Below are 25,048 nucleotides of genomic sequence, written 5' to 3' on the forward strand. Positions count from 1 at the left end.
CAGCGGAAGGAGGTGCAGCGAAGCAAACCGTAGCCGCTGCGCCCGGATCGATCCCGGAGCGAAGGGACCCGAGCTTGCGAGGGCCGTACGTAGGAGCAAAGCCTTTTGGGTTCCTTTTTGGCGTCTGAAAAAGGGACTCGCCGTAAGGGCGAAACCGCCAGCCGCAACCCCCGAAGCAACGGATATTCACCCAAAACCCCAAGAGCCTGGTCGGCCCAAAGGCCGCCAAGTCAAAAAGCCAAAAAAAAGGGGAGCACATGCCCCCCCGAGGTTTAAACCATTACATCGAAGCGCTAACTCACCCTTCGATCTCAATCAAAATCTCACCCGGATTCACCCGATCACCCTTGACCACATGAATCGCCGCCACCTTGCCGGCAATCGCTGCCTGAACCTCGGTCTCCATCTTCATCGCCTCGGTAATCAGCACCGCCTGACCCGCCTTCACAGTGTCGCCCTCCTTGACCAGCACATCGACGATATTGCCCGGCATGGTCGTGCTGACATGCCCCGGCGCCGACGCCTGCTTGCGCTTGCTGCTGCCACCACTGACAAACTCGTTGAGCGGCTCGAACACCACCTCTTCCGGCATGCCATCGATTGACAGATAGAAGTGCCGCTTGCCCTCGGCCTTGACGCCCACACCGGTGATATCGACGCGGTAGGTTTCGCCGTGCACATCGATAACGAACTCGGTCGGCACGCCCTCACCACCCGCAGAGGCAACAGCGCCCGCCTCAGGAATCGGCAAAAGCACTTCCGGCGTCAGGGTGCCGGCGGCACGTTCCTCAAGGAATTTGCGACCAATGTCCGGGAACATGGCGAAGGTCAGCACGTCTTCTTCCGAGGTCGCCAGAGCACCGATATCGGCACGCAGCTTGGTCATTTCCGGCTTGAGCAGATCGGCCGGACGTACGTCGATGACGTCTTCGCTGCCGATCGCCTGACGGCGCAGTTTTTCGTTGACCACACCCGGCGCCTTGCCATAACCGCCTTGCAGGTAAAGCTTCACTTCATTGGTGATGGTCTTGTAACGCTCGCCCGCCAGCACGTTGAAAAACGCCTGGGTACCGACGATCTGCGAAGTCGGCGTTACCAGTGGCGGGAAGCCGAGGTCTTCACGCACCCGCGGAATTTCCGCCAGCACTTCGCCCATGCGGTTCAACGCGCCCTGCTCTTTCAACTGATTGGCCAGGTTGGAAATCATCCCGCCCGGCACCTGGTTGACTTGCACACGGGTGTCTACCGCGGTGAATTCGCTTTCAAACTGGTGGTACTTCTTGCGTACGGCGTAGAAGTACAGGCCGATCTCTTGCAGCAATTCGAGATTCAGGCCGGTATCGAACTCGGTGCCCTTGAGCGCTGCGACCATCGACTCGGTGCCCGGGTGGCTGGTACCGGAGGCGAAGCTGGAGATCGCGGTGTCGATGTGATCGGCGCCGTTTTCAATGGCCTTGAGCTGACACATGGCCGCCAGGCCTGCGGTGTCGTGGGAGTGGATGAACACCGGCAGCGACTGTTCGGCTTTCAGTGCGCGGACCAGTTCGCCCGTGGCGTACGGAGTCAGTAGACCGGCCATGTCCTTGATCGCCACCGAGTCACAACCCATGGCTTCCATTTGCCTGGCCTGGGCGACGAAAGCCTCAATGGTGTGCACCGGACTGGTGGTGTAAGCGATGGTGCCTTGCGCATGTTTGCCGGCAGCCTTCACCGCTTCGATGGCCACGCGCAAGTTACGCACGTCGTTCATCGCGTCGAAGATACGGAATACGTCGATGCCGTTTTCTGCGGCTTTGGCGACGAAGGCCTGAACCACATCGTCGCTGTAATGGCGGTAGCCCAGCAGGTTCTGCCCGCGCAACAGCATTTGCAGACGCGTGTTGGGCAGCGCCGCGCGCAGTTGGCGCAGACGCTCCCACGGATCTTCTTTCAAAAAGCGTACACAGGCGTCGAACGTCGCACCGCCCCAGCATTCCAGCGACCAGTAGCCGACTTTGTCGAGCTTGTCGCAGATCGGCAGCATGTCCTCGGTGCGCATGCGGGTGGCGAGCAGCGATTGGTGAGCGTCGCGCAGGATGGTGTCGGTAACGAAGATCTTCTTGGTCATTGGTATCTCCTCATAGCGGCAAGCTTCAAGCGAAAAGCTGCAAGAAAAAGCCAATCTGCTCTTACTTGCCGCTTGCAGCTAAAAGCTCGCAGCTGTTTCATTCATAGGCCTGCGTGGGCGGCGATGGCGGCGGCGATGGCCAGGGCCAGCTCTTCGGGTTTGCGCTTGATCGAGTAGTTGGTCAGTTCCGGGTGGCTTTCAACGAAGCTGGTATTGAACTGGCCGCTGCGGAATTCCGGGTTGCGCAGGATTTCCTGGTAGTAGGCAGCTGTGGTCTTCACCCCTTGCAGACGCATGTCGTCCAGAGCGCGCAAGCCACGGTCCATAGCCTCTTCCCAGGTCAATGCCCAGACCACCAGTTTCAGGCACATCGAGTCGTAGAACGGCGGAATGGTGTAGCCGGTGTAGATCGCCGTGTCGGTGCGCACGCCCGGACCACCGGGCGCGTAGTAACGGGTGATCTTGCCGAAGCTTGGCAGAAAGTTGTTCTTCGGATCTTCGGCGTTGATGCGGAACTGCAAGGCGAACCCGCGGTGCTGGATGTCTTCCTGCTTCACCGAAAGCGGCAAGCCGGAGGCGATGCGGATCTGCTCGCGAACGATATCGATACCGGTGATTTCTTCGGTGATGGTGTGTTCCACCTGCACACGGGTGTTCATCTCCATGAAGTACACCTCGCCCTCGGCGAGCAGGAACTCCACAGTGCCGGCGTTCTCGTATCCCACCGCCTTGGCTGCGCGTACCGAAAGATCGCCGATGTAGGCGCGCTGTTCCGGAGTCAGTTGCGGGCTGGGGGCGATCTCGATGAGCTTCTGGTTGCGGCGCTGGATCGAGCAGTCACGCTCGAACAGGTGCACGACGTTGCCGAAGCTGTCGCCAAGAATCTGCGCTTCGATGTGCTTGGGATTGACGATGCATTTTTCCAGGAACACTTCCGCCGAGCCGAAGGCCTTGGTGGCTTCGGAAATGACCCGGGGGAAATTCTGTTCGAGTTCTTCGCGGCTGTTGCAGCGACGGATACCGCGACCGCCACCCCCGGAAGTGGCCTTGAGCATGACCGGGTAACCGATGCGGTCACCTTCGGCCAGGGCTTCTTCGATGCCCGAAACGTTGCCTTCGGTGCCCGGCGTGACCGGCACCCCGGCCTTGATCATGCTGCGGCGCGCTTCGGTCTTGTCGCCCATGCGCCGGATGACTTCCGCCGACGGGCCGATGAATTTGATTCCGCGTTCGGCGCAGATCTCCGCCAGTTCGGCATTTTCCGAGAGGAAGCCATAGCCGGGATGCAGCGCATCGCAGCCGGTTTCCACAGCCAGGTTCACCAGCTTGCGCGGGTTGAGGTAACCGGCCAATGGCTCGGCGCCAATGCTGTGAGCTTCATCCGCACGCTTCACATGCAAGGCATGGCGGTCGGCGTCGGAAAAAATCGCTACAGAGCGAATGCCCATCTCGGCGCAGGCTCGTACGATTCGTACGGCAATCTCACCACGGTTGGCGATCAGGATCTTTGTTATCACTTGGAGGTTCCCTTGAGCCGGTGGCACCACGACCTGCTAGACCCAGGTCGACGCGTGACCAAATGTTTCAATTCGGTCGCAGGTCCACACTAGCGCTCACAAGGGATTAACAAAAATGAATAAAAATTGGGTCATGCATAAGTAAAGACTTATAGTTGAAACATCGACCACACTTCAGAGCCTGCGAAAATGCGTAAGTCCTTGATGCGTATGACATTGCGTCAGTTGCAGATCTTCAACGAAGTGTGCGATCTGCGTTCCTATAGCCGCGCAGCTGACGAAATGTCCCTCACACAACCGGCCGTCAGCCTACAGATTCGTCAGCTTGAAGAGCTGATCGGCCAGCCTTTGTTCGATTATGTCGGCAAGAAACTCTACATGACCGAGGCCGCCGAAGCGCTGCAGCGTGCCAGTCGCGACATTTTCGGACGCCTGGAAAACCTCGACATGCAACTGTCGGACATGCAGGGCTCGCTGCAAGGTCAACTGAAACTGGCGGTGGAATCCAGCGCCAAATATTTCGTCCCGCACTTGTTTGCGGCGTTCAAGCGCCAGCACCCTGAGGTCAATCTGCAACTGACCGTGGTCAACCGCGGTCAGGTTATTCGACGGCTGTCAGACAACCGCGACGACCTGGTGATCATGTCGATGGTGCCGCAGGACATGGGCCTCGAATTTCTGCCGTTCCTGAACAATCCGATTGTTGCGGTCGCACGTCCCGATCACCCGTTGGCGCATCTGGGCCCGTTACGCCTGCAGGATCTTGAACCCTATACATTGCTGATTCGCGAGCAGGGCTCGGGCACGCGACTGGCGTGCGAAGAGTATTTCAAAGAGAAACGCGTTCACTTCACCCAGACTCAGGAAGTGGCCTCGGCCGAGGCTCAGCGCGAATGTGTGCTGGCGGGTCTGGGCGTGGCGCTGTTGACGCGTCACGCCCTGAACCTGGAGCTGGCGACCGGCGGGCTGGTCGAGTTGCCGGTCGAGGAATTGCCGCTGCTGCGTAGCTGGTGCCTGGTGCAGGCCAAAGCCAAACGTCTGTCACCGGTAGCGCACGCCTTCCTGGCGTTCATCCGCAGCGAGCGTGCGCAGATCAGCGCGCTGGTTGAGCGTTTCGACGGGAAGCTGCGGGTGCTGCCTGCCAAAGATTAACCTCGGGAAAATCGCCGATCTCGGCCTGAAGCTGGCGAAGTTCGAAACGATCTTCGATGGCGCGACGGAATTCCATGCGGCGCTGGTCTTCTTGCTGACGACGGGTTTTCGCGGCGCTGTTGCGTTCTTCGTAGGGCTGAGCCATTTCGATTCTCCCAAGGCGAGTACGGGAGTTTCACGATAGGCGTGGGGGATGACGGTTTGGCTGCGCGGGGATGACAGTGCGATGAAACTTGCTCAGGGTTGCGGTGCTTTTCAGGACGCCATCGCGAGCAGGCTCACTCCTACAAGGGATCTACAGCAACACAAATTGTGCGTCGCACCGAAATCCAATGAGCGAGCCTGCTCGCGATCAAGGTCGGAACGACCTTGGATCACTTCAGTCATCAAGGGCTTTCACGGCCTTGGGCGACAAGCGCAAGCTGCGCAAACTGCGCTTCACGCTCTTGAGGTGATTGACCAGGCTCGGCCCGCGCGCCATGGCCACGCCCATTGCCAGCACATCGATCACCACCAGGTGGGCGATACGCGAGGTCAGCGGCGTGTAGATTTCCGTGTCTTCGTGCACATCGATCGCCAGATTGACCGTCGACAGCTCGGCCAGCGGTGTCTGGCTCGGGCACAGGGTGATCAACGAGGCGCCGCTTTCGCGAACGAGGTTGGCGGTGATCAGCAGATCCTTGGAACGCCCCGACTGGGAAATGCAGATCGCCACATCGGTCGGTTTCAGGGTCACCGCCGACATCGCCTGCATGTGCGGGTCGGAATACGCCGCCGCGGTCAGCAGCAGACGGAAGAACTTGTGCTGGGCATCCGCCGCCACTGCACCGGACGCGCCAAAGCCATAGAACTCGACGCGCTGCGCCTGGGACATCAACGTGACCGCACGCTGCAATTCCACCGGATCGAGCTTCTCGCGAACCTCCATCAGCGTGTGCAGGGTGGTGTCGAAAATCTTCAGGCTGTAATCGGCGACCGAGTCATCTTCGTGGATCGCAAACTGGCCGAAACTGGCACCGGCGGCCAGGCTTTGCGCCAGTTTCAGTTTCAGGTCCTGAAAACCGGAACAACCGATGGCGCGGCAGAAGCGCACGATCGTCGGTTCACTGATGCCGACGCTGTGGGCCAGATCGGCCATGGAACTGTGCATCACCGCCGCAGGGTCAAGCAGCACGTGGTCGGCGACCTTGAGCTCCGACTTGCGTAACAGGTGACGTGACTGGGCGATGTGTTGCAGCAGATTCAAGGGGCTGGACTCTTCTTATGGGCAAGGATGTAGCACGCTTGTAGTTATACTACATGAATTGGCATTTTGCCTGCTCAATGCGTAACTCGATGTCCCGCTAGCTGGCGCGATGGCCTGCATGTAGCCCTTAAAGCGGTTTTCCCTGTTCGCGCAAAAGCCCGGCCAGCGCGCCGGCGTCAACCGGACGACTGATCAGATAACCCTGCACTTCATCACAACCTTCGCTGCGCAAGAACTCCAGTTGATCCGGGCACTCGACGCCCTCGGCGACGACTTTCAGCGACAAGCCATGGGCCATGGCGATGATCGCGCGCGTAATCGCCGCGTCTTCGCTGCCCTCATCCAAAGCGCGAATGAACGCCTGATCGATCTTCACGTAATCCACCGGAATGCGCTTGAGATAACTCAGCGACGAATAGCCGGTACCGAAATCGTCAATCGCCAGTTTTACCCCCAGATCGCGCAGTTGCTGGAACGTCGCGATGATGTGCTCGACGCTGTCGAGCAACTGGCTTTCGGTGAGCTCCAGTTCCAGGCAATGCGGCGCCAGTCCCGTCTCCTCCAGCACCTGCCGCACCAGACTGACCAGTTTGCCTTGGCGCAGCTGGTGCACCGACAGGTTCACCGACACGCGGATCGGCGCCAGGCCCTGCCGCTGCCATTCGCAAGCCTGCCAGCAAGCCTGACGCAGGACGAACTCGCCAATCGGCCCGATCAGCCCGGTTTCCTCGGCCAGTCCGATGAAGTCGGCCGGCGGCACCTGACCCATGCTCGGATGCTCCCAGCGCACCAGCGCTTCCGCCGCGTTCAGGCGGCCGGTTTGCAGGCACAGTTTGGGTTGATAGAAAACACTGAGCTGCTGCTCTTCGATGGCCCGGCGCAGATGGTTTTCCAACTGCAGGCGCTCGAGGGTGCTGGCCTGCAAACTGTCGGTGTAGAACTGGAAGTTGTCGCCGCCCAGATGCTTGGCGTGCTGCATGGCCATGTTCGATTGGCTGACCAGCGTGGAAATCTCCCGGGCGTTGTCCGGCAGCAGACTGATGCCCATCGACGCGCTAACCACCAGCTCGTGCCCCTCCACCGTCAGCGGCAAGCGCAGCTTCGATGACAAGCGCGTGGCAACGCGGGCCAGACTCGACAGGTTGCCGTAGGCATCGAACAGCACCGCAAATTCATCACCGGACAAGCGCGCAATCGTGTCGGCTTCCGGCAAGGCGTTGACCAGCCGCCGCGCCATTTTTTGCAGCAACTGGTCCGCCACCTCATGCCCGAGGCTGTCGTTGAGCAACTTGAAACGGTCCAGATTGATGTGCAGCAGGGCCAGACTGCGCCGGCTCTGCCGTGAGCGCTGATGCGCTTCGTGCAAGCGTTCGCGAAACAGCGAGCGGTTGGCCAGACCGGTGAGTTCGTCATAGTGAGTCAGATAACGCATGCGCTCTTCAGATTCGCGCCGCGCCGACAGATCGGCGAAGAAGCCGACGATATGGCTGACATTGCCGCGATTGTCGCGCACCGCATTCAATTGCAGCCATTGCGGATACAGCTCGCCGTTCTTGCGCGTTTCCACCAGTTCGCCCTGCCAACTGCCGTGCTGTTCCAGCGCGTGACGGATCGCCACGTAATGGCGGCGGGCATCGCGGCTGCACGGCAACTCAACGACATTGCGCCCGAGCATGTCGTCGATGTCATAACCGGTGACCCGGCTGAAGGCTTGGTTGATCGCGATCAGCGCGTAGTTCGGGTCGAGAATCACAATGCCTTCACTGGCCGCTTCGAACACCGTCGCCGCGAGCCGTTGCTGTTCTTCCAGACTTTTGCTGGCGCTGATGTCGCGACGGGTACCGACCATGCGGATCACTCGCCCGCTGTCGCTGCGCTCTACAGCGCGGCCACGGTCTTCGATCCAGACCCAATGGCCGTCGCCGTGACGCACACGATATTCAATCTGGTAGTCCTCGCTGCGCCCCTTCAAATGCTCGATCAACGCGTACTTGAGCGTCGGCAGATCCTCGGGATGCAAACGTGGCTTGAGATCGCGCAGCAGCGCAGTAACATATTCCGGAGCGAGGCCGAACAGCTCCTGAAGTTGCGTGTGGTGAACTTCATCGGTCTGCAGGTTCCAGTCCCACAGCCCCAGCTCGCTGGCCTTCAACGCCAGCGCCAGACGCGCCTCGCTTTTGCTCAGGGCCTGATTGGCCGCGTCCAGTTCGCGGCTGCGCTGGGCGACGCGGTCCTCCAGTTCGACCTGAGCCTCGCGCAGCTTGCCCTCGGCACAGCGACGCTGCTCGATTTCCCTGGCCAGTTCCTGGTTGAGCTGCTCGCCGCGCAGTTGGGTCCGCTGCAAGTGTTCGATCAGGTGCTGATTCTGGAAGCGCCGCAGCAAACCACGATCGATCAATCGATTGACCTGCCAGGCGACCACGCTCAGCGAGCCGAGCAGGATCAAGCCGAGCCAGCCCCAACCTCGCGCCTGCTCATCGCCACCCCAGAACAGGTAGCCGATCGCTGGCAGCAGGCAGGGCAAGGTGAACGACAGGAATGCCGGCAGGCTCACGGCGTAGGCGACGCTGGCTGACAGGGTCGCCGCGCCGATCAGGCCGAACACCCAGGCTTGTTGCATGAAGTTGTCGGCGGGCACCAGCGCGATGCCGGCACCGGCGAGGGTCAGGCCGGTCATGGTCGAACCGAGCAGAAACATGCGCCGCCAGATCGGCTGGGCCTGACGATCCGGTATCGCCGAATCGAACGCCGCGACCTGAATCACCCGCAACGCCACCAGCGACAACAGCCACACCAGCCAGACGCTGACCACGAAGTAACGCTGCGGGCTCCAGAGCAATGCCGCGCAGACCAGGCCGTTGATCAACATGAACAGCGTCGGCAGCAACGAGCCCTGATACAGCAGACGTGTGCGCTCGACCGCCATTTCGACGGCGTAGTGCTTGCGGATGACCCGGGGTTCCACGGAAGGTCCCGACAGTTCGGCGCTGAGGATCATGGGCTACGTTCTTGTTCTTATAAGGGGGGCGTGCGCCCGAAACGTCGACGGAGCATACACAAGCCGCTCCGGTTGCCAAACTGCTGCAGGTCAGAATTGCAGCGAAATTTGCGCGTGTCCCGGCACCGTCGCAACCGCTCAAGCGAGACGGGCCGAAGCCTGCAGCGGTGACCGACCGGTCGTCATCGGCAGCACTTTCATCGGCTAATGCAACGCGCGGTTTGCCCGGGCCTGCGGCGCACCCTAGAATGCCCCGATGCGCGATGATCTCTCCCTTCTGCTGAACTCTCTCAACGATGCCCAACGCCAGGCCGTAGCGGCCCCTGTTGGCCGTCAGTTGGTCCTGGCCGGTGCCGGCTCCGGTAAAACCCGAGTGCTGGTGCACCGTATCGCCTGGTTGATCCAGGTCGAAAACGCCTCGCCCCACTCCATTCTGTCGGTGACCTTCACCAACAAGGCCGCTGCCGAGATGCGTCACCGCATCGAGCAGTTGCTGGGCATCAACCCGGCTGGCATGTGGGTCGGCACCTTCCACGGCCTGGCGCACCGCTTGCTGCGGGCGCACTGGCAGGAAGCAGGCCTGAGCCAGACCTTCCAGATTCTCGACAGCGACGACCAGCAACGCTTGGTCAAGCGGGTGATCCGCGAGCTGGGTCTGGACGAACAACGCTGGCCGGCGCGTCAGGCGCAGTGGTTCATCAATGGGCAGAAAGACGAAGGTCTGCGGCCGCAACACATCCAGGCCAGCGGCGATCTGTACCTGGCGACCATGCGGGGCATTTACGAGGCCTACGAGGCTGCGTGCCAGCGCGCCGGGGTCATCGATTTCTCCGAATTGCTGCTGCGCGCCCTCGACCTGTGGCGCGATCATCCGGGTCTGCTGGCGCACTATCAGAAGCGCTTCCGGCACATTCTGGTCGACGAGTTCCAGGACACCAACGCCGTGCAGTACGCCTGGTTGCGTCTGCTCGGCAAGGGCGGCGACAGCCTGATGGTGGTCGGCGACGACGACCAGTCGATTTATGGCTGGCGCGGCGCGAAAATCGAAAATATCCACCAGTATTCTTCCGACTTCCCGGATTCCCAGACCATCCGTCTGGAGCAGAACTACCGCTCCACCGCCGGCATCCTCAAGGCGGCCAACGCGCTGATTGCCAACAACACCGGGCGCCTGGGCAAAGAGCTGTGGACCGATGGCGGCGACGGCGAAGCGATCAATCTGTACGCCGCGTTCAACGAACACGACGAAGCACGCTACGTTGTCGAAACCATCGAAAGTGCGCTGAAAACCGGCCTGGCACGCAGCGAGATCGCAATCCTGTACCGCTCCAACGCCCAGTCGCGGGTGCTCGAAGAGGCCTTGTTGCGCGAACGGATTCCGTACCGCATCTACGGCGGCCAGCGTTTCTTCGAACGCGCCGAAATCAAGAACGCCATGGCCTACCTGCGCTTGCTCGAAGGTCGCGGCAACGATGCGGCATTGGAGCGGGTGATCAACGTGCCGGCCCGCGGCATCGGTGAGAAAACCGTCGAAGCGATTCGTGAGCACGCCCGGCACAGCGATGTGTCGATGTGGGAAGCGATGCGCCAACTGGTTGCCAACAAAGGCCTGACTGGCCGCGCGGCCAGCGCACTGGGTGCGTTTATCGAGTTGATCGAAAACCTTGCCGCCAAGTGCTCCGAGATGCCGTTGCACTTGATGACCCAGACCGTCATCGAGCAGTCCGGCCTGATCGCCTATCACGAAGCGGAAAAAGGCGAAAAAGGCCAGGCGCGGGTAGAAAACCTTGAGGAACTGGTCAGCGCCGCGCGCAACTTCGAAAACACCGAAGAAGACGAAGAGCTCACGCCACTGGCGGCGTTCCTCGGCCACGCTTCGCTGGAGGCCGGCGACACCCAGGCCGACGAGCACGAAGACAGCATCCAACTGATGACGCTGCACAGCGCCAAAGGCCTGGAATTCCCTTACGTGTTCCTTGTGGGCATGGAAGAAGGCCTGTTCCCGCACAAGATGAGCCTCGAAGAACCGGGGCGTCTGGAAGAGGAACGGCGTCTGGCCTATGTGGGTATCACTCGGGCGATGCAGAATCTGGTGATGACTTACGCGGAAACTCGCCGCCTGTACGGTAGCGAGACCTACAACAAGGTGTCGCGTTTCGTCCGCGAGGTGCCGAAAGGTCTGATTCAGGAAGTGCGTTTGTCGAACAGCGTCAGCCGACCCTTCGGCGGCAACCAGTCGATGAGCGGCAGCAACCTGTTCAGCGGCAGCGAGATACCGGAGACCGGTTTCGTCCTCGGCCAGGCCGTGCGCCATTCAATTTTCGGCGAAGGCGTAATCCTCAACTTCGAAGGCTCCGGCGCGCAGGCCCGGGTGCAGGTGAACTTCGGCGAAGGCAGCAAGTGGCTGATGCTCGGTTACGCCAAGCTCGAGGCCATCTAACGCTGGTTTCGCTTGCTTTCTGTAGGAGTGAGCCTGCTCGCGATAGCAGTCTGTCAGTCATCAATGTGTTGACTGACACACCCTCGTCGCGAGCAGGCTCACTCCTACAAGAGACCCAAATCCCTCTGAACCTATCGCCTTTTCCTACACACAAAAGTACATCGGCTGATTGCCTCGCCAAGCTGAACGCAACCTGTCAGGCAAAAGCCGGAAACACTCTCTCGCTAGCCAGTAACACTTCAGCTGTGCAACATGGCGCGCGTGTCTCCACAAAACGGGAATACCCTTTATGAAACGTTTTCTTAGCATCGCCATGGCGTTGTGCATCGGCCTGACGATGAGCCTCGACGCCAACGCCAAGCGCTTTGGTGGTGGCAAAAGCGCCGGCGCTGCGCCGACGCACCAGACCAGCCAGATGGCTCCTTCTTCTCCAGGCGCGGGCGGCGCAGCTGCAACCGCTGGCGCTGCCGGTGCTGCGGGCGCTGCGGCCAAGGCCGGTGGTGCTTCCAAGTGGCTCGGCCCTCTGGCCGGTATCGCCGCCGGTGGCCTGCTCGCGTCCATGTTCATGGGCGGCGGCTTCCAGGGCATGCAGATCTTCGACATCCTGATCATGGCGCTGATCGCGTTCGTGATCTTCCGCTTCATCGCCGCCCGTCGTCGCAAGCAGCAGGAGCAGTTCGCTCCGGCCGGCGCGCCGATGCAGCGTGAAGTGTTCGAGCAGAAACCTGCTGCCATGGGTTCGATTTTCGGTGGTTCGGCCGCTCCGGCTGCTGCCCGCCCGGTGATCAACGCACCGGCCTGGTTCAACGAACAGCGCTTCCTCGAAGCTGCGCGCAGCCACTTCCAGTCGCTGCAGCAGCACTGGGACGCGAATGAAATGGACAAGATCGCCGAGTTCGTGACTCCGCAAATGCTTGAATTCCTCAAGCGTGAGCGCGCCGACCTGGGTGATGGCTTCCAGTCGACCTACATCGACAACCTGCAAGTGCAACTGGACGGCGTCGATGATCGCGCCGACAAGACCATCGCCACCCTGACCTTCACCGGCGTATCGAAGACCTCGCGCTTCGACCAGGGCGAAGTGTTCAGCGAAAGCTGGAACATGGAGCGTCCGCAGGGCGACAACCAGCCTTGGCTGGTCGCCGGTATCCGCCAGAACGGCTGATTGCCTGCTGCGCTCCACTTGCGGTAATAAAAAAACCCCAGCCTCGGCTGGGGTTTTCTATTTCGCAGTTGCATCTATAGCGAGCTACTGTATAAACCGGCCCCTATAAACCGCGCCATTCAAGCAAGAGGATCCCCGGACGTGGAAGAAATCATCGAACAACTACGCGAAGCCAACGAACCCGTACCGGTTCCCCTGGAGTTGCCTGACGAAGACCTGCTGGTCGAAATCGAAGAACAACTGTTCATCGACATTCCCTTTGTCTTCCGGGAATTTTTGCTGACCGTCAGCGATGTGGTCTATGGCAGTCTCGAACCCGTCACCGTCACCGACCCGCAATCCCACACCTATCTGCCGGATGTCGCGGCAAACGCATGGGATGCAGGAGTTGATCGCAGCCTGATCCCGATCTGTCAGGACGGCGATGACTACTACTGCGTCGAAGAAGACGGCACCGTGGTGCTTTGGCAGGCCGAAGAAGAACTGATTGCCGAAGAAACCTGGGAATCGGTGTGGCACTGGGCGCGGGACGTCTGGCTGGAAAGCTGATCGGCCAGCCGCCCCGGCAGCTTAGTGCCCTGACGACTCCTTGTGATTGTCGAGGGTTTCCAGCAACGCTACCTGCATCCGCGTGTGCACGCGGATGAACCAGCGCCAGAGCAGCGCCGCCACCGCGGCCGCCACCACGGCGATCAGCACCAGCAACTTGTTGGTCGGCAGAATACTGGCCGACAAGGCTGCCAGCAGCAGGAAAATCACCAGCAGCGAGATAATCGGGATCACCTCGGCGATCACCCGGCGCACTCGCTGCGTGTGTCGCCCGGCCATCTCCGGCTTGACGCCCATCTCCGCGAGCAACATCGACAGCGCCTTGAGCTTGCGATAAGCAGCGATCAGGAACGGCAGCGACACCAGTAACGCGCCGCCCCAGATCAACGCCTTCTGCCAGCTCGGATCACCGATCCAGTCCTGCAGCCACACCGACAGGCGTTCGGCGAAATAAGCCCCGGCGATGAAGATGGCAATCACCAGCGCCAGGTTGACCCCGACCTGCAACAGAATCCGCCGGATCATCGACGCCAGCATCGCGCCCTCGCCTTGCGGCTGGATGCTGCGCAGCCATTCACCGTACATGCCCAGTACCCGGCCGAGACGTTTGGGCATGGCGGCGGACAACTTGATCGACAGCGGATCGGCCGCGCGAATCAGATACGGTGTCAGCAACGTGGTAATCACCGATACCGCCACGGCGACCGGGTAGAGAAAATGGCTGGTGACCTGCAAGGTCATGCCCAGCGCGGCGATGATGAAGGAAAATTCGCCGATCTGTGACAGGCCCATCCCCACGCGCAGTGAGGTACGTCCGTCATTGCCGGCGATAAACGCACCGAGGCCGCAGGACAACATCTTGCCCAGCACCACGGCCACGGTGATCACCGCAATCGGCCAGGCGTATTCGAGCAGGATCATCGGGTCGAGCATCAGTCCGATGGCGACGAAGAAGATTGCGCTGAACAGATCACGCACCGGCTCGACCAGCCGTTCGATCTTCAGCAATTGCCGCGACTCGGCCATGATCGCGCCAATCAGGAAGGCGCCGAGGACCATGCTGTATTCAAGTTTCACCACCAGCAGGCAGAAGCCGAAACACAAGCCCAGCACGGTGATCAGGAGCATCTCGTTGCTGTCGAATTTCGCCACGTAGGCCAGCAGGCGCGGCACCAGCAGGATGCCGATGACCAGCGCAACGATCATGAACAGCGACAGCTTGCCGACGGTGGAAAACACTTCGCCGGAACTGACCGTGCCGCTGACCGCAATGCTCGACAGCAGCGCAATGATGCCGATGCCGAGGATGTCCTCGACGATCAGTACGCCGAAGATCAACTGCGCGAAGCGCTCGTTCTTCATCTTCAGATCATTGAGGGCTTTGACGATGATGGTGGTCGAGGAAATCGCCAGGATCGCGCCGAGGAACAGCGAGTCCATGGTGTTCCAGTCGAACCAGCGGCCGATTTCGTAACCGATCCAGATCATCAGGATGATTTCCAGAAACGCCGCGATAAACGCTGTGGCGCCGACCTTGAACAGCTTGCGCAGGCTGAACTCCAGCCCGAGGCAGAACATCAGGAAGATCACCCCCAGCTCGGCGAGGGTCTTGATGGTGTCTTCGTCGTGGATCAGGCCGAACGGTGGCGTATGCGGGCCGATGATGAAGCCGGCAACGATGTAGCCAAGTACCACCGGTTGCTTGAAACGGTGAAACAGCACGGTCACCACACCTGCAACCAACATGATCACTGCCAGATCCTGAATGAAGCTGATGGCATGCATGGTGTGGGGCTCCTTGATGACGAGGCCGCGGACAGACGTCAGAAGCATCTGCGCAGGCTGGGTAAAAATCCGCTTCGGCTGTAGGAATTGCCCTTGGGCAGGGCTTTTGCAGGTTAACACCGCGACTTCTTTCTGAAAGCCGGTGCAATATAAGGAAACAGATCGATTCCGGCGTGACGGCGAGCCTGCGCCCGGCGTCCCGATATCGGTGCTTTTGAAAAGCGACCAGGCACCCGCAGAGGTGCTTTCAGCCATCCGCCTTGACCCGTGAGAACGTTATGGAACCCGGAAACGCCCAGCTGTCGATGACGGTACTGATGACCCCCGACATGGCCAACTTCTCTGGCAATGTCCACGGCGGTACGCTGCTCAAATACCTCGACGAAGTGGCCTACGCCTGCGCCAGCCGGTATGCCGGCCGCTACGTGGTGACCCTGTCGGTGGATCAGGTGATTTTCCGTGAGCCGATCCATGTCGGCGAGCTGGTGACCTTCCTCGCGTCGGTCAACTACACCGGCAATACCTCGATGGAGGTCGGTATCAAAGTGGTCACCGAGAACATCCGCGAGCGCTCGGTGCGCCACACCAATAGCTGTTTCTTCACCATGGTGGCCGTGGACGACCAGCGCAAACCCGCCGCCGTTCCGCCGCTGCAACCACAGAATAGCGAAGACAAGCGTCGTTTCATGCAGGCGCAGCAACGTCGGCAGATTCGTCAGGAGCTGGAAAAGCGTTATCAGGAGATCAAGGGCGACGCTTGAGATTTGTAGCGTTAAGAAATCGCTATCGCGAGCAGGCTCACTCCTAGATTGAAATGCGTTTCCCTGTAGGAGTGAGCCTGCTCGCGATTGGATTTAACGCGGTATTACAAACTGATCGCCGTCGCCTCGAACTTTACCCGCGGATGCGCAATCCGGTCCTGCGCCCGCACCAGTTGCAACTCGTAACTGGCACACGCCTGGGTCTCCAGCAGCACCTCATGCACTGCCGCCGCGGTGAACTCGAACGCGGCCAGCAGACTGTCGCCCAATAGCACTCGCGCCAGGAACAGCCCCGAGGTCAGGTCACCGACACCCACCGGCTGACGCGGAAACGCCAGCAGTGGACGGCGCAAATGCCAACTGCCCTCAGCCGTCACCAGCAACATCTCGAAGCCATCGGCCGGTTTGCCTGGATAGTCCAGATGCTTGACCAGCACCGCTTTCGGCCCGCGTGCCAGCAGTGCCCGCGCCATCGCCAGGCAATCGAACAGCGATTGCGGCTTGCGCCCGGAAAAGCTGTCCAGCTCCAACTGGTTCGGGCACATGATGTCTGCCACTGCTGCCGCCTCATCCAACAGGAAGTCGCTGACTTCGGTCGGCACGCTGCAGCCTTTCTCCGGATGCCCCATCACCGGGTCACACAGATACAGCATCTTCGGATTGACCGCTTTGATGCGCGCCACACCGCTGAGAATCGCACGGCCCTGCGCGGCACTGCCGAGGTAGCCGGACAGCACCGCGTCGCAGTTGCCCAGCTCACCAATGGCGGCAATCCCTTCGATCAGCGCGGGAATCTGCTGCGGCGCCAGCACTTCACCCGCCCACTGACCGTATTGGGTGTGGTTGGAAAACTGCACGGTGTTGAGCGGCCAGACGTTGACGCCGACCCGCTGCATCGGAAAAACCGCGGCGCTGTTGCCGGCGTGGCCGAACACCACGTGGGACTGGATGGCGAGCAGATGAGGCGTGCGTTTCATTCGGGTCATTCCGTAAAACGATTGAAATTCAAGCCGCGCAGTATGCGACGAAACACAGCCTGTACGACAGACCGGCGACGCAGTTAAGCTGACGCCATCTTTTGGAGTTCGATGTTGATGCTGACCCTGGAAAACATCTTCGTGCTGATGCTGTTCGCCGCTGCCGGCGCCTGGTTGTGGCATAACCACGGCTTGCGCGAGCGCGCGCTGGAGCGGGTCAAGCAGCACTGCACCAACGTCGGCGTCGAATTGCTCGACGGCAACGTCGCGTTAAAGAAGATCGGCCTAATCAAGGATGCCAACGGTCGGCGGCGCCTGGCGCGGGTCTACAACTTCGAGTTCACCGTGACCGGCGAAACCCGGCACAACGGCACCATCACTCAGTTCGGTGCGCACAGTGCGCAGATCGAACTGGCGCCCTACCCCGCACCGTTTGACGATACCCCGCCAGTGGTGGAAGTCAGCAAGCCGCGCGCCGAAGTGATCGAGCTGAGTCAATGGCGTCAGGAGCATACCAAGTGGAAGCCTTGAGCTGACTTACGGCAGCCGACACCGCGCAAGTCCTGCCTGCAATTCATCAATATTTTGTGGCTCAGCAAAGATCAGCTCGATTCGCGAGTCTTTGCGCCATTCGCTGGTTTGCCATTCCAGACTGGCGTTATCCAGCGCATTCGTCGACACCCAGCCATCCGGGCTGTGGATCACCATTTTTGCCCGCCTCCACTGAAGCGCTTTAAGCCAGTCCGCGATGTCCTGTTTGCCGAACGTCTGGTCGGGATGCCAACGCCAACCGATGCTCCAGCCGCCCTCCTGCGCCTGACTCAGGCAGATCGGCGCGGTCGGATCGCTCCAGACTGCTGGAAGCCGCGCAGGTCCCCTGGGTATGAGCAGATTATCTGCGCCACTCATCGCTTGCGCGGCCAAGCCCGGCAGATCACCCAAAGACAATTGCGCCTGGCTGGTCCAGATCAGCCTGACCGGCGGCAATTGTCTGGCGATTGTCTGCCGTTGCTCCTCATCGAGGCCTTCGGCTTTGTTCATCAAGACCAGTCCGGTGCTGCTCAACGCCTGTTGTTGCGCTGCTGGCAATGCTTGTCTCGCATGCAGTGCCTGGGCATCGAGCACCAGCACACTCGGCTGCACCGCCAGCACGCCCTGCCAAGGCGCCTCGCGCAGTTGCTTGAGCAACTGCAGCGGATGGCCCAGCCCGGACGGTTCGATGAACAAGCGATCCGGCTTCGCTTTGCGCAGCAACCGGGCGAGGCCGATCTGGAATGGCGCGCCGTTGACGCAACACAGACAGCCGCCGGCGACTTCGGCCAAGTCGGTACCCGCTGCGTCGCGGCTCAGCAACGCGGCATCCAGGCCGATCTGGCCGAATTCATTGATCAGCACCGCCCAACGCTCACCTGCTGGACGCTGGGCCATGAGCTGGCGAATCAGACTGGTTTTGCCAGCGCCCAAAGGGCCAGCAATGACATGGGTGGGAATGTTCTGCAACATGGCGGCAAGCTTTTGGGAGATTCGAAGATGCGTTGGATGGGATGGTCGTTGCTGTTGGCGCTGGTGTCGAGCGAAGCGTGGGCTCAGGCCTGTGTGGTGCACAGTCAGGGCGAGCGGCTCGACGTCAAAGTCTGCCAGCAAAACCGTAATATCCCCGAGAAACTGTTCAATGACGGCTTTTGCCAGCCGACCCTGGTCGGGCAAAAAGTCGAAGTGCAATATGTCGATCAGTGCCCGAGCGGTGCGTTTGGCGTATGCAGCAACGCGCAAGTCGCCAATATGCCCTATCGCCAGGACATCCACTATTACGGTGTGGCCACTGATGCGGCGTACCTGAAGCCGTATTGTGAAGCTCAGAGCCAGGGGTCATGGCTCAGGCCTTGAAGCATCAGCCGAGCCAGTCGAGGGTCAGAATCAAGCGGCGCTCGCCCACTAACGGTTGCGGCGAGCGGTGGATCAAGCCGAAACCTTCGTTGCCATGCCATTTTTCGCCCTTCAACAACGCAACCTCGCCGCTGCTGAGTTGCTGAATATCCGCGTGGGGTTCGGCGTCGGCCTGGCCGAGTTGACGGCGATCCATCGCACCTTCCGCGAGCCATTGGCTGCCGACGCCGGCGTAGGTCGTGATCAGCCGCACCGGTACGTGATCAACGTGGAAGCGCGGACACATGGCTTTGTCCAGCGCCCGCAGGCGCAGGCCGATCCGCCGCGCACCGAGCAAGCAGGCAAAGGCGCTGACCAGCCATTTCAAATCGGCCGTAAAGCTTTCGTAACCCAGCACGTCGCCATACTCCGCGGCCAGCCCTGTGAGATCCGGCTCGGCGTCCTCTTCGGGCAACTCCAGACACAGCGACTGCGCCAAAGGCTGGTTGAGCGACAGCAGCACATCGGCAAACTCGCTGATGTGCAGTGGCAACTGTCGCTGCCAGACGGCCAGATTCACCTCGTCTTCGAAAATGCGCGTCAGTGCCTGTGGGGTCGGGCCTTGATGCTGTTGGCGGGTTTGGTTTCCCGGCAATTGGAGTGCAGGCATCAGGCGGCCTCTTCGTGCCAAGGACCAAATGGGTCCGCGAGCATTCGCCAGCCCTCGGCACCGAGCGCCATTTCATCATCAGTGAGCAGGCAGGCATCCAATTCAGCAGTGAGTTGTAGGAAATCGATGTTCTGGCCGATGAACACCAGCTCCTGGCGGCAATCTCCTACGCTCGGCGTCCAGTTTTCCAGGATGGCTGCGCTGCTTTCCTGATCCTGTGGCCATTGGTCTTTCGGTACGAACCGCCACCAGCGCCCGGCAAAACCGTGACGCATCAAGCCACCGGCCTGCGACCAGCTCCCGGCGTCGGTGGGCTTGCTCGCCAGCCAGAAAAAACCTTTGGAGCGCAGCAGTTTGCCGTTCAACCATGGGCGGTTGATGAAGTCGAAGAAGCGTTGCGGGTGAAAGGGCCGCCGCGCGCGGTATGCCGTCGAGGCGATGCCGTACTCATCGGTTTCCGGAACGTGCTCACCGCGAAGCTCCTTGAGCCAACCTGGCGCTTGCGCGGCTTTGTCAAAGTCGAAACGGCCGGTGTTCAGGAGTTTTTCCAACGGCACCTCGCCCATCACCATCGAAATGATTTCGGCCTGCGCGTTCAGGCGCTTGAGGATGGCGATCAGTTCTTCACGTTCTGGCTGGCTGATCAGGTCGATTTTGCTGATCAACAGCACGTCGGCGAATTCGATTTGTTCGATCAACAGATCGGTGATCGAACGTTCGTCTTCCTCCCCCAGGATTTCACCGCGAGAGGCGAGGCTTTCTGCCGCCTGGTAATCGGGGAGGAAATTCACGCCGTCGACTACCGTCACCATGGTGTCGAGACGGGCAATATCGCTCAGGCTTTGGCCGTTTTCGTCGCGGAATGTGAAGGTTTCCGCGACGGGAAGCGGCTCGGCAATGCCGGTGGACTCGATGAGCAGATAATCGAAGCGGTTTTCGCGGGCAAGCTTGCTGACTTCTTCAAGCAGGTCCTCGCGTAACGTACAGCAGATACAGCCGTTGCTCATTTCGATTATTTTTTCTTCAGCGCGACTAAGGCTGACATCACGCTGCACTTCGCTGCCATCAATGTTGATCTCGCTCATATCATTCACGATGACGGCTACGCGCATTCCGCTTCGATTACGTAGTACGTAATTCAAAAGCGTACTTTTTCCGGCGCCCAGAAATCCGGAAAGAACGGTTACGGGCAGTTTTTCTGACATTGGATAATCCTGTCTTTGAGCCAGCAATGGGCGAATTCCTCAGTGCCATGCATCCCATCGCTGCGTTGAGCCAACGCAGGAATCTGAAAAAGCAAAATCATGGGTCTGAGGCCGGGTCATTTTTATGTTATGTTATAACCCTAAAAACATACCAGCTTTTGTTTCGCCCTGAGGTGCTCGCTTGAAACGGTCCATGACGAAAAACGCCCTGCGCGGGGTTGTGCTGAGCTGTGCTCTGCTGCCCCTCGTAAGCATTCTGGCGCAGCCGGGCACAGCGGCAACCTGTACGCGCAGTGCGAATCTCTTGGCCTGCGCGGACGCCGTTGGCAACAGCTACAGCGTGAACACCGTGGGCAACACGCTTTATTTACGCGGCTTTGAAAAAGACGGGCATCGCTATTGGGCGCAAACCAACAGCCGCTTCGGTCAGCTCACCTTTTTCACAGGTATCGCTTCGAACGGAGAGGCCTGGGTGGGTTACACCCGTCGGGTGGGCTGGACCACGATCAACCGTTTTTCGAGCTCTGGCGGAGGTAGCGCGAAATTCACCTGTAGCCGAATGACCGGGTGCTAAGCAGTCCCGCGTCTCGCTTGGTAAAAATTCATTCATGAAACAAGCAACAGCGTGCGCATTGTTATACTGTAACATCCGATTCGTTCAAATCGACGGTTACAACCATGAACTCACTGACACTGCCGGATATTGCCGCAGAGGCGCTGCGCGAAAATGTGCCGCTTGAATGGGTAGGCATGCAGGGCATCGCTTTGCCGATCCACCTGCTAGGAAAGCCTCTGAGTGCCAAGGCAGACGCTGGGGTGAGCCTTGATGATGGCGAAGCGCGGGGCATACATATGTCGCGCCTGTACCTGGCGTTGGACGCACTGGAACAGAAGGAGCTTTCGCCTTCTTTACTGCGTCGTGTACTCAGCCAATTTCTCGACAGTCATGAGGGCTTATCCAGCTGCGCTTATCTCAATCTGCACACTGAATTACTGCTGAAACGCCCCGCGCTGGTCAGCCCTTTGGCCGGCTGGAAAGCCTATCCCGTGTGCATTTCTGCCACGCTGAAAAAGCAAATGTTCCACGTGGAACTAAAACTAGAGTTGCCCTATTCCTCGACCTGCCCCTGTTCAGCGGCGTTAGCCAGACAACTGATCCAGCAACAATTCATCGATGACTTCGCCAACCAAGCGTTGCAACACGCCGATGTGCTGGCATGGCTCGGCTCTTCCCGCGGCGTCGTCGCCACGCCTCACAGCCAGCGCAGTACTGCAAAACTGCATTTTCATCTTGAAGAATCCATCGATGAGTTACCGCTGAATACACTCATCAACGCTGCCGAAGCTGCGCTCGGCACAGCCGTGCAGACCGCCGTGAAGCGCGCCGACGAGCAAGCCTTCGCCCTCGCCAATGGGCAGAATCTGATGTTTTGTGAAGACGCTGCACGCCGCTTGAATCTGGCGCTGCGCCGCATCCCAGGGGTCAGCGCTTTCCACCTGCGCGTTGTTCACGCCGAAAGCCTGCACGCGCACGACGCTGTTGCCGAAAGCCAATGGCAGCGGGAGCCGGCATGATTCGTTGCCATTCATTGAGCTGGGGAGCCCCGGGCCAACCGCTGACATCGCCGCTGAACCTGCAACTCGACTGCGGCTCACTCACAGCAATTATCGGTGCCAATGGCTGCGGCAAAAGCAGCCTGCTGAAAGTCATCGCCGGCCTCCAGAAGCCACTCGCGGGCAAAGTCTCTCTCGGTGTTCCACGGCAAAGCGGATTGTCCTTTCTTCCGCAACAGCAGCATCTCGATCGGCAGTTTCCGATCAACCTGCAAGAGCTGGTTGCCGCCGGATTCTGGGGGCGCCGGTTATCAACGCAACTGCGCGCGCAACGGTTGCATGCCGCGCTGGAGAACTGGCACTTGCACGGACTCGAACAGCGCCCGTTGATGGCACTGTCCGGCGGCGAGTTGCAACGCGCTCTGCTCGCCCGTTTAAGCCTGACCGATGCGCCCGTGCTGCTGCTCGATGAACCCCACGCGGCACTCGATGAACTCGGTCAACAACTGCTCTGGCAGCATATCCATGCATGGCACGGCGAAGGCCGGACACTCGTCGTGGTGTGTCATGACCTCGCTGCGGTACGCCAGCACATTCCCAGCACATTGCTGATCAAGCATCGCGAGTGCCGCTTGGCGGCGAGCGCGGAGCTGATTGCACAAACTCCACACACGCAGGTGGCCTGATGCTCGCCGTCAGCCAACTATGGCAGCCGTTTCAGGAATTCATGTTCATGCGTCGCGCCCTGTTCGGCGGTTTGGTCCTGGCCTGCAGCACGGCGCCACTTGGGGTGTTTTTGATCCTGCGGCGTATGAGCCTGATCGGCGATGCGGTCGCCCATGGAATCCTGCCCGGTGCTGCACTGGGCTTCTGGTTCGCCGGGCTCAGTTTGCCGGCACTGACCTTCGGCGGCCTCGGTGCAGGCCTGGGCATGGCTGGACTGGCGGCCTGGATTACTCGGCGCACAGGCCTGCGCGAGGACGCCAGCCTCGCCGCGATCTATCCGATCTCGCTGGCCAGCGGCGTACTGATACTGGGTATCGCCGGAAAGCGCCTGGACCTTCTGCATCTGCTGTTCGGTTCAGCCTTGGCCGTCGACGGACCCACCTTGCAAGGCATGCTGTGGGTCTCGGCGTGCAGCCTGATCGCCATGGTGCTGATCTATAAACCGCTGGTACTCGACACCCTCGATCCACTTTTCCTGAGAACCGTCAGCCGTCTCGGCCCGCTGGCCCACGGTGTATTCCTGACCTTGGTGGTGCTGAATCTGGTCATCGGCTTCCAGGCCATCGGCGCCTTGATGGTGGTCGGCCTGATGATGCTGCCCGCTGCGGCTTCGCGATTCTGGAGCCGACGCCTGCCTGTGCTGATTGCCGTTGCGGCAGCAATCGGTTGCCTGTCGGTGTGGTTCGGATTGCTGCTGTCGTTCTATTACTCGCTGCCCAGCGGTCCGGCAATCGTGCTGGTCGCCGGCGCCGGTTATCTGTTGTCGGTGATCGTCGGGCCGGTCCATGGTCTGCTGCGCCGCCCGCCTTTGCTCACATCCCAATGAGGTGTTTCCCGATGCGCGCTCTACTCGTGCTGTTCAGCTTGTTGCTGTCGATGTCATTGTCGGCGGCGGAAAAAATGCCGGTGGTCACCAGCTTCAGCATCCTCGCCGACATGGTTCACCAGATCGGCGGCACCCATGTGCAGATCACCAGCATGGTCGGCCCGGACGCCGACGCGCACACTTACGAGCCAACGCCGGACGATGCCAAAGCCCTGCTCAAAGCCAGACTGATCATTAAAAACGGACTGGGCTTCGAGCCATGGCTGGATCGCCTGGTCAGCAGCACCGCCACTCAGGCAACGGTGATCAATGCCAGCCGCGGGGTGATTCCCCGATCTCTGGATGAGGATGGCGAAACCGTGCCCGATCCACACGCCTGGCACAATCTGGCCAACGCCGAGCTGTACGTCGCCAACATCACCAAGGCGTTGATTACGGCTGATCCGTCGAACAAGACCGACTACGAGCGCAACAGCCAAATCTATCTGAAGCAGATCTACGCCCTGCTCGCCGAGGCCAAAACCAGACTGGGTTCACTGCCTGCGGGCAACCGCAAGATCGTCACCAGTCACGATGCGTTCGGTTATCTCGGTCAGGCTTACGGCATCGACTTCATCGCGCCCCAGGGTTTGTCCACCGAGCGCGAGCCGTCAGCCGCCGAAGTTGCCGCGCTGATTACGCAGATCCGTCAGGCCAAGGTCAAAGCGGTGTTCATGGAAAACATCAAGGACGCGCGCCTGCTCAAGCAGATCGCCGATGAGAGCGGCGCGCATATCGGCGGCACGTTGTACTCGGACGCGCTCGCCGCGAGCGGACCGGCGAGCACGTTCACCGGCCTGTTCGAGTACAACCTCAACACGCTGTACAAGGCGTTGAGCCAGCCATGACGTGAAGCATCAAGCGCGGGGCTTCACCGTCCCGCAATCCTGACCCAACCACACCGCGCGGGTTTCCAGACTACCCTTCTGATTAATCCCGATGGCGTTGAACGTGCCGTTGGCGACGGTGGTGAACTCGCGATCACTGAGGAAGGTCGCGACCCCGGTGCCCTGCGCTTTCGGGCAGCTAAAACGGAATTTCCACTGGTTGCCGGTGCGCTCGGTGATCTGCTGTTTGCAGCCCGATTGCGGATCGGCCAGCGGGATATCGTTGGTCGCCACTTGCTGCGGTGTGAGGCAGGCACGAATGCCCTTGCCGCCGATGTTGATGCCGTTCTTCTCCAGCGCCGCGCGCTGTTGCGGCGTGATCTGGCCTTGAATCTGGCCGAGGATCGATTGCACATCCATCGCCTGATCGTCGACTTTCAAATTGCTCGAGGTCATTTCCCACAGCCCCGGCTGCAGCATCTGCGCTTGCGCAATCACCGGCAATGCCAAACCCAGGCCCAGCGCCAAACCCAGCAGACGAACGTTCATCGACAAACTCCTGATCAGTAGTGGCCGTTAGACGCCGGCCGCTTGCTTCGGTTCATGACCAATTAAATAGCGACATTCGCCGCCGAACA

The 25,048-nt window shown here is 60.2% G+C and carries 23 protein-coding genes; 12 read left to right on the plus strand and 11 right to left on the minus strand.

From position 1 onward, the window contains the following. Window positions 1–298: 298 nt before the first annotated feature. Both oadA and ACYYKW_RS03725 read right to left on the minus strand, forming a co-directional pair. Window positions 299–2,107 carry a sodium-extruding oxaloacetate decarboxylase subunit alpha gene (gene oadA, locus ACYYKW_RS03720; protein ID WP_090287700.1) on the minus strand — a complete coding sequence of 603 codons (1,809 nt, stop codon included), beginning with the start codon at window positions 2,105–2,107 and terminating at the stop codon, window positions 299–301. Window positions 2,108–2,208: 101 nt separating this feature from the next. Then, window positions 2,209–3,624, minus strand: coding sequence for an acetyl-CoA carboxylase biotin carboxylase subunit (locus ACYYKW_RS03725; protein WP_090287702.1), 1,416 nt, complete (start codon window positions 3,622–3,624; stop codon window positions 2,209–2,211). 189 nt (window positions 3,625–3,813) lie between these two features. Between ACYYKW_RS03725 and ACYYKW_RS03730 the strand changes: the two genes are divergently transcribed. After that, window positions 3,814–4,776, plus strand: coding sequence for a LysR family transcriptional regulator (locus tag ACYYKW_RS03730; RefSeq protein ID WP_093096707.1), 963 nt, complete (start codon window positions 3,814–3,816; stop codon window positions 4,774–4,776). Here the strand turns inward: ACYYKW_RS03730 and ACYYKW_RS03735 are convergent. The 3 genes from ACYYKW_RS03735 to ACYYKW_RS03745 form a co-directional block, all read right to left on the minus strand. Further along, on the minus strand, window positions 4,718–4,921 hold the full coding sequence (locus tag ACYYKW_RS03735) for a PA3496 family putative envelope integrity protein (RefSeq protein WP_090287706.1): 204 nt from the start codon (window positions 4,919–4,921) through the stop codon (window positions 4,718–4,720). The two genes, ACYYKW_RS03730 and ACYYKW_RS03735, sit on opposite strands and share 59 nt — an antisense overlap. Before the next feature lie 234 nt (window positions 4,922–5,155). Beyond that, window positions 5,156–6,022, minus strand: coding sequence for a transcriptional regulator HexR (gene hexR, locus ACYYKW_RS03740; protein WP_007962240.1), 867 nt, complete (start codon window positions 6,020–6,022; stop codon window positions 5,156–5,158). A gap of 127 nt (window positions 6,023–6,149) precedes the next feature. After that, entirely contained in the window at window positions 6,150–9,020 is a 2,871-nt protein-coding gene (locus ACYYKW_RS03745) for a putative bifunctional diguanylate cyclase/phosphodiesterase (protein ID WP_464989449.1), read from the minus strand. A gap of 256 nt (window positions 9,021–9,276) precedes the next feature. Here ACYYKW_RS03745 and uvrD point away from each other — a divergent pair, with 256 nt between their 5' ends. From uvrD to ACYYKW_RS03760, 3 genes are all read left to right on the plus strand, one after another. Further along, window positions 9,277–11,460, plus strand: coding sequence for a DNA helicase II (gene uvrD / locus ACYYKW_RS03750; protein WP_464989450.1), 2,184 nt, complete (start codon window positions 9,277–9,279; stop codon window positions 11,458–11,460). 289 nt (window positions 11,461–11,749) lie between these two features. Beyond that, complete coding sequence (locus tag ACYYKW_RS03755; RefSeq protein ID WP_093096689.1) at window positions 11,750–12,625, plus strand: Tim44 domain-containing protein; 876 nt, start codon at window positions 11,750–11,752, stop codon at window positions 12,623–12,625. Window positions 12,626–12,766: 141 nt separating this feature from the next. After that, the gene (locus tag ACYYKW_RS03760) at window positions 12,767–13,174 is read left to right on the plus strand and encodes an SMI1/KNR4 family protein (RefSeq protein ID WP_003187120.1); all 408 of its coding nucleotides are present in this window, start codon (window positions 12,767–12,769) and stop codon (window positions 13,172–13,174) included. A gap of 21 nt (window positions 13,175–13,195) precedes the next feature. On the opposite strand, the gene ACYYKW_RS03765 is transcribed toward ACYYKW_RS03760, so the two are convergent. Further along, complete coding sequence (locus tag ACYYKW_RS03765; RefSeq protein ID WP_093096686.1) at window positions 13,196–14,959, minus strand: cation:proton antiporter; 1,764 nt, start codon at window positions 14,957–14,959, stop codon at window positions 13,196–13,198. 278 nt (window positions 14,960–15,237) lie between these two features. Here ACYYKW_RS03765 and ACYYKW_RS03770 point away from each other — a divergent pair, with 278 nt between their 5' ends. Next, window positions 15,238–15,720 (plus strand): acyl-CoA thioesterase, encoded by a 483-nt coding sequence (locus tag ACYYKW_RS03770; protein WP_016772447.1) that lies wholly within the window; start codon window positions 15,238–15,240, stop codon window positions 15,718–15,720. A 104-nt stretch (window positions 15,721–15,824) separates the two neighbouring features. Here ACYYKW_RS03770 and pdxY read toward each other — a convergent pair whose 3' ends face one another. Continuing rightward, a complete protein-coding gene (gene pdxY / locus ACYYKW_RS03775) occupies window positions 15,825–16,697 on the minus strand; it encodes a pyridoxal kinase PdxY (protein ID WP_090287716.1) in 873 nt (290 codons plus the stop codon). Window positions 16,698–16,814: 117 nt separating this feature from the next. Between pdxY and ACYYKW_RS03780 the strand changes: the two genes are divergently transcribed. Continuing rightward, window positions 16,815–17,228, plus strand: a complete 414-nt coding sequence (locus tag ACYYKW_RS03780) for a DUF3301 domain-containing protein (RefSeq protein WP_093106359.1) — start codon at window positions 16,815–16,817, stop codon at window positions 17,226–17,228. Between the two features lie 6 nt (window positions 17,229–17,234). Here the strand turns inward: ACYYKW_RS03780 and ACYYKW_RS03785 are convergent, their stop codons facing one another. Next, window positions 17,235–18,200 (minus strand): CobW family GTP-binding protein, encoded by a 966-nt coding sequence (locus ACYYKW_RS03785; RefSeq protein ID WP_464989451.1) that lies wholly within the window; start codon window positions 18,198–18,200, stop codon window positions 17,235–17,237. Between the two features lie 27 nt (window positions 18,201–18,227). Between ACYYKW_RS03785 and ACYYKW_RS03790 the strand changes: the two genes are divergently transcribed. Beyond that, a complete protein-coding gene (locus ACYYKW_RS03790) occupies window positions 18,228–18,584 on the plus strand; it encodes an NADH:ubiquinone oxidoreductase (RefSeq protein WP_093096679.1) in 357 nt (118 codons plus the stop codon). A gap of 4 nt (window positions 18,585–18,588) precedes the next feature. On the opposite strand, the gene ACYYKW_RS03795 is transcribed toward ACYYKW_RS03790, so the two are convergent. Together ACYYKW_RS03795 and zigA are read right to left on the minus strand one after the other, a co-directional pair. Further along, window positions 18,589–19,233 carry a DUF1826 domain-containing protein gene (locus ACYYKW_RS03795; protein ID WP_464989452.1) on the minus strand — a complete coding sequence of 215 codons (645 nt, stop codon included), beginning with the start codon at window positions 19,231–19,233 and terminating at the stop codon, window positions 18,589–18,591. Continuing rightward, window positions 19,233–20,438, minus strand: a complete 1,206-nt coding sequence (gene zigA, locus ACYYKW_RS03800) for a zinc metallochaperone GTPase ZigA (RefSeq protein WP_464989453.1) — start codon at window positions 20,436–20,438, stop codon at window positions 19,233–19,235. Before zigA ends, ACYYKW_RS03795 begins: the two co-directional genes overlap by 1 nt. 193 nt (window positions 20,439–20,631) lie before the next feature. Here zigA and ACYYKW_RS03805 point away from each other — a divergent pair, with 193 nt between their 5' ends. From ACYYKW_RS03805 to ACYYKW_RS03825, 5 genes are all read left to right on the plus strand, one after another. Continuing rightward, a complete protein-coding gene (locus ACYYKW_RS03805; RefSeq protein WP_464989454.1) occupies window positions 20,632–21,012 on the plus strand; it encodes a glutamine synthetase in 381 nt (126 codons plus the stop codon). Between the two features lie 104 nt (window positions 21,013–21,116). Next, entirely contained in the window at window positions 21,117–22,013 is an 897-nt protein-coding gene (gene folE2 / locus ACYYKW_RS03810; protein WP_093096667.1) for a GTP cyclohydrolase FolE2, read from the plus strand. Continuing rightward, on the plus strand, window positions 22,010–22,678 hold the full coding sequence (locus ACYYKW_RS03815; RefSeq protein WP_336356559.1) for a metal ABC transporter ATP-binding protein: 669 nt from the start codon (window positions 22,010–22,012) through the stop codon (window positions 22,676–22,678). Before folE2 ends, ACYYKW_RS03815 begins: the two co-directional genes overlap by 4 nt. Continuing rightward, window positions 22,678–23,544 (plus strand): metal ABC transporter permease, encoded by an 867-nt coding sequence (locus ACYYKW_RS03820; protein WP_464989455.1) that lies wholly within the window; start codon window positions 22,678–22,680, stop codon window positions 23,542–23,544. The genes ACYYKW_RS03815 and ACYYKW_RS03820 overlap by 1 nt, the downstream gene beginning before the upstream one ends. Window positions 23,545–23,555: 11 nt before the next feature. Further along, window positions 23,556–24,431, plus strand: coding sequence for a metal ABC transporter substrate-binding protein (locus ACYYKW_RS03825; protein WP_464989456.1), 876 nt, complete (start codon window positions 23,556–23,558; stop codon window positions 24,429–24,431). Between the two features lie 9 nt (window positions 24,432–24,440). Here ACYYKW_RS03825 and ACYYKW_RS03830 read toward each other — a convergent pair whose 3' ends face one another. Beyond that, window positions 24,441–24,959 carry a DUF3617 domain-containing protein gene (locus ACYYKW_RS03830; RefSeq protein ID WP_332763978.1) on the minus strand — a complete coding sequence of 173 codons (519 nt, stop codon included), beginning with the start codon at window positions 24,957–24,959 and terminating at the stop codon, window positions 24,441–24,443. Window positions 24,960–25,048 lie beyond the last annotated feature (89 nt).

The sequence above is a fragment of the Pseudomonas sp. 15C genome, from assembly GCF_055484735.1.

What these genes read in the sequence shown, in the direction of transcription:
- ACYYKW_RS03830 (WP_332763978.1), bottom strand. Translation starts at nt 24,959, where the DNA reads ATGAACGTTCGTCTGCTGGGTTTGGCGCTGGGCCTGGGTTTGGCATTG.
- ACYYKW_RS03730 (WP_093096707.1), top strand. Translation starts at nt 3,814, where the DNA reads ATGCGTAAGTCCTTGATGCGTATGACATTGCGTCAGTTGCAGATCTTC.
- ACYYKW_RS03780 (WP_093106359.1), top strand. Translation starts at nt 16,815, where the DNA reads ATGCTGACCCTGGAAAACATCTTCGTGCTGATGCTGTTCGCCGCTGCC.
- oadA (WP_090287700.1), bottom strand. Translation starts at nt 2,107, where the DNA reads ATGACCAAGAAGATCTTCGTTACCGACACCATCCTGCGCGACGCTCAC.
- ACYYKW_RS03795 (WP_464989452.1), bottom strand. Translation starts at nt 19,233, where the DNA reads ATGCCTGCACTCCAATTGCCGGGAAACCAAACCCGCCAACAGCATCAA.
- zigA (WP_464989453.1), bottom strand. Translation starts at nt 20,438, where the DNA reads ATGTCAGAAAAACTGCCCGTAACCGTTCTTTCCGGATTTCTGGGCGCC.
- ACYYKW_RS03770 (WP_016772447.1), top strand. Translation starts at nt 15,238, where the DNA reads ATGGAACCCGGAAACGCCCAGCTGTCGATGACGGTACTGATGACCCCC.
- folE2 (WP_093096667.1), top strand. Translation starts at nt 21,117, where the DNA reads ATGAACTCACTGACACTGCCGGATATTGCCGCAGAGGCGCTGCGCGAA.
- pdxY (WP_090287716.1), bottom strand. Translation starts at nt 16,697, where the DNA reads ATGAAACGCACGCCTCATCTGCTCGCCATCCAGTCCCACGTGGTGTTC.
- ACYYKW_RS03765 (WP_093096686.1), bottom strand. Translation starts at nt 14,959, where the DNA reads ATGCATGCCATCAGCTTCATTCAGGATCTGGCAGTGATCATGTTGGTT.
- ACYYKW_RS03805 (WP_464989454.1), top strand. Translation starts at nt 20,632, where the DNA reads ATGACGAAAAACGCCCTGCGCGGGGTTGTGCTGAGCTGTGCTCTGCTG.
- ACYYKW_RS03755 (WP_093096689.1), top strand. Translation starts at nt 11,750, where the DNA reads ATGAAACGTTTTCTTAGCATCGCCATGGCGTTGTGCATCGGCCTGACG.
- ACYYKW_RS03825 (WP_464989456.1), top strand. Translation starts at nt 23,556, where the DNA reads ATGCGCGCTCTACTCGTGCTGTTCAGCTTGTTGCTGTCGATGTCATTG.
- ACYYKW_RS03790 (WP_093096679.1), top strand. Translation starts at nt 18,228, where the DNA reads ATGCGTTGGATGGGATGGTCGTTGCTGTTGGCGCTGGTGTCGAGCGAA.
- uvrD (WP_464989450.1), top strand. Translation starts at nt 9,277, where the DNA reads ATGCGCGATGATCTCTCCCTTCTGCTGAACTCTCTCAACGATGCCCAA.
- ACYYKW_RS03735 (WP_090287706.1), bottom strand. Translation starts at nt 4,921, where the DNA reads ATGGCTCAGCCCTACGAAGAACGCAACAGCGCCGCGAAAACCCGTCGT.
- ACYYKW_RS03745 (WP_464989449.1), bottom strand. Translation starts at nt 9,020, where the DNA reads ATGATCCTCAGCGCCGAACTGTCGGGACCTTCCGTGGAACCCCGGGTC.
- ACYYKW_RS03815 (WP_336356559.1), top strand. Translation starts at nt 22,010, where the DNA reads ATGATTCGTTGCCATTCATTGAGCTGGGGAGCCCCGGGCCAACCGCTG.
- ACYYKW_RS03820 (WP_464989455.1), top strand. Translation starts at nt 22,678, where the DNA reads ATGCTCGCCGTCAGCCAACTATGGCAGCCGTTTCAGGAATTCATGTTC.
- ACYYKW_RS03785 (WP_464989451.1), bottom strand. Translation starts at nt 18,200, where the DNA reads ATGTTGCAGAACATTCCCACCCATGTCATTGCTGGCCCTTTGGGCGCT.